Consider the following 3009-nt stretch of genomic DNA (forward strand, 5'->3'; position numbering starts at 1 on the left):
TGCCCCAGATTGCATCATTTAGCCAGTAAACCACAGACATGATACCTAAAAAATTATAATGAAAACTCCATTCCTTATTTCTGGCTTCGATATAGTCACTAAGACTCTGGCTCAAAGCAGAATAATCGTCGATTGGAGAAAAAGGAGGTCGCTCTATTGTTTTATTAAAAACAGCGGAATGGTCGATAGTCGCGCTGCCCCTGAGATTTGCTGGCGAGCTTTTATGAATCGCAGCTAATGTTGTTTTACAAGGCTCAAGCATAGTTAATAGCTGATCACAGCAATTAACCAATCTTTCATAATTGAGATGACTATTTTGTTGCTTAACCAGAAAAGTAGCGGCTGCGCGGAATAAAGTCAGACTTGAAGACAGTTTATGGACATCGATACTCGATCCCATTAACCGCGACACTGGTATCCCATATGTTAGTTGCTCTAAGACAAGTTGCGCAATCTCATGGTAGTTATTAAAAAGTTCCTCATTTTGCAGATAGTCACAGGCCTCTTTGTAATCAACAATGCCATATTCTTTGGCCATTGGACTTGAACCAAGCTGTTTCAATTGCGGAAATATATACCAGATCCAATGGCTTGTTTTTGCACTATGCTGAATTTCTTTATATGCTTTTTGAAAAGCAGGCATGTTAATATTACCACGTTGGGCATTTATAAAGCGATTCAGATTAGGCATTATGCATTCTCATTAATTTAATTAGGTTAATTCTAACACTATTATAGCCATAGAAAATTCGATAATCATTTTATGGAACCAGGCTGCTATGTTCATTAGATGGTTGGCACAGAATGGGAGATTTTAATGAAGATTTTTCCTCTGGCCCTATTAAATCGAAACGAAGTAAATTAAAAGAGATGCCTGATCTTAGGGATGAGGAAAAGAGGGAGTTTTATCATTTAACATAATTAAATTTAACTTCTTGAATACTGAATATAAGAAGTCCCATGCTCTATACTTAATTTATGTATTAAAGCATATTCAATGAAAATGGCTAAAAACTTTGGTATGTCGAAAAAAGATATTGGAGCTCAATCTTTTCTAAATCAAAAGTCTAATAATATACAGATTGAATTTCTATTAGATGTGGTACAAAAACTTTCGTTAGCAAAGGATTTAGAAACCATCATGTTTATTGTACGCCGTGCTGCAAGAAGCCTAACTGGTGCTGATGGTGCAACGTTTGTACTACGTGATAGTAATCAATGCTATTATGCAGATGAAGATGCTATTGCACCTTTATGGAAAGGTAAACGATTTCCGATGAAAATTTGCATCAGCGGATGGGTTATGGAACATTGTCAGCCTGTTATTATTGAAGACATTTATTCCGATCCAAGAATTCCATCAGATGCATATCGGCCTACCTTTGTAAAAAGCTTAGCAATGGTGCCTATAAGAAGTGTATCACCCATTGGGGCTATTGGGACTTACTGGGCAGAAAATTATCGTCCTACAGAAGAGCAAATTAACTTACTCAAAGCACTAGCCGATGCTACCTCCGTTGCAGTGGAAAATATTCAACTCCATTCAAAACTTGAGCAAGACTCTAAAGAAAAATTGGCACAAATGGAAATTACTAGAGAGTTAATGGAGACTAACAAAAAGCTAGAGAATACTTTAAAAGAATTAAATCGTCATAATGAAGAAATGCTATTGTTAAAAGAACTGAGTTCACTCCTGCAAACCTGTTTATACATTGAAGAAGCATATCAATTAATAGCTCAATATACGTATAAATTATTACCTGATGTAGCGGGTATTTTCTACTTCATGCATCCTTCAAGAAACTACCTAGAGGCGATGATTTCATGGGATAAACCTCTCTTGGAAGAAAAAATTATAAAACCCGAAGAATGTTTTGGGTTGCAACGCGGTTCCATTTATAAAATAGATGATCCGCAAAATGAGTTAATTTGTTCTCACTTTAAAGAGAGTAAAAATTTACGGCCTTATACTTGCATTCCTTTATTTGCTCAAAGTGACATTCTAGGCTTATTCTACTTGGAATGGAAAAATTACGATAAAGAGAAAACTAAAAGAGATAATCAGCATATTTTAGCAAGTATGATTGCAGAACAAATAGCAATCGGTATCTCAAATATCAAACTTCGTGAAACGTTACGCAATCAATCTTTTCGTGATGCACTCACGGGCCTTTATAATCGACGCTATTTAAAGGAAACATTGGAGCGCGAGATGAGTCGTTGCACAAGAAAATCAACAAATCTTGCGCTTTTTATGATAGATATTGATCATTTTAAAGAGTTTAATGATAAGTTTGGGCACGAAGCTGGAGACATAGTACTTCAGGCGCTCGCAAAAGTATTGTGTGAGTTTGGGAGAAAAGAGGATATCTCTTGTCGATATGGAGGTGAAGAATTCATTATAATTTTACCCGAAATCGAACGTGCAACAGCTTTGGAACGTGCTCGTTCATTTCATGAAGCAGTTTCGAAGATTCACTTACGTTATGGAGGACATGCTTTAACTCAAATTACAATCTCTATTGGTTTAGCAATGTATCCTCTTCATGCTGAGAAGATGCATGATCTTATTTCTGCGGCTGATACAGCTCTTTATCAAGCTAAAAACTCTGGGCGGAACAAGACATGATTTATAATGAAAAGATGCTTCATAAGTAAAGTTCTGCCAGATTCTCTTGGTTACGTGTCTAAATTATTAGAAGAGAGTGTTCATTTAACTATCTCACCTCATTGCTTATTTAAAGTGGCGCCGTCAAGTTAACTTTTCATAAAGCAAGCAAATAGCGGATGTCGAATTTTAGGCGCAAAGCAGCTGCATGGCTGCGTCATTCCAAATTTCTTTGGCTGATTGAAATTGGCTTATTCGTTGATGGGCGGAGTTAGTATAGCGCCCCACGGCGACAGCAAAGAGATTACGCACTTTCCCCATGAGTGCGATGACGGCCTGTGCCCCAGCAGGTGATTTAAATCGAATGAGGCATTTTTCTTTTCTACGCGTGGGCTGATGAA

3 protein-coding genes are annotated in these 3009 nt (G+C 37.1%); 1 reads left to right on the top strand and 2 read right to left on the bottom strand.

The annotated features are described in order from the left end of the window. Positions 1 to 691 (bottom strand): DUF1810 family protein (locus BN3124_RS00010; RefSeq protein ID WP_058532829.1); only part of this gene is annotated, 691 nt, incomplete at its 3' end. Positions 692 to 997: 306 nt separating this feature from the next. Between BN3124_RS00010 and BN3124_RS00015 the strand changes: the two genes are divergently transcribed. Further along, complete coding sequence (locus BN3124_RS00015; RefSeq protein ID WP_078061423.1) at positions 998 to 2629, top strand: diguanylate cyclase; 1632 nt, start codon at positions 998 to 1000, stop codon at positions 2627 to 2629. A 168-nt stretch (positions 2630 to 2797) separates the two neighbouring features. Here the strand turns inward: BN3124_RS00015 and BN3124_RS17115 are convergent. Next, positions 2798 to 3009: hypothetical protein (locus tag BN3124_RS17115; protein ID WP_058532830.1), on the bottom strand; the 212-nt coding region annotated here is incomplete at its 5' end.

This window comes from Legionella saoudiensis (assembly GCF_001465875.1).
Taxonomy (GTDB): domain Bacteria; phylum Pseudomonadota; class Gammaproteobacteria; order Legionellales; family Legionellaceae; genus Legionella; species Legionella saoudiensis.

What these genes read in the sequence shown, in the direction of transcription:
- BN3124_RS00015 (WP_078061423.1), top strand. Translation starts at nt 998, where the DNA reads ATGAAAATGGCTAAAAACTTTGGTATGTCGAAAAAAGATATTGGAGCT.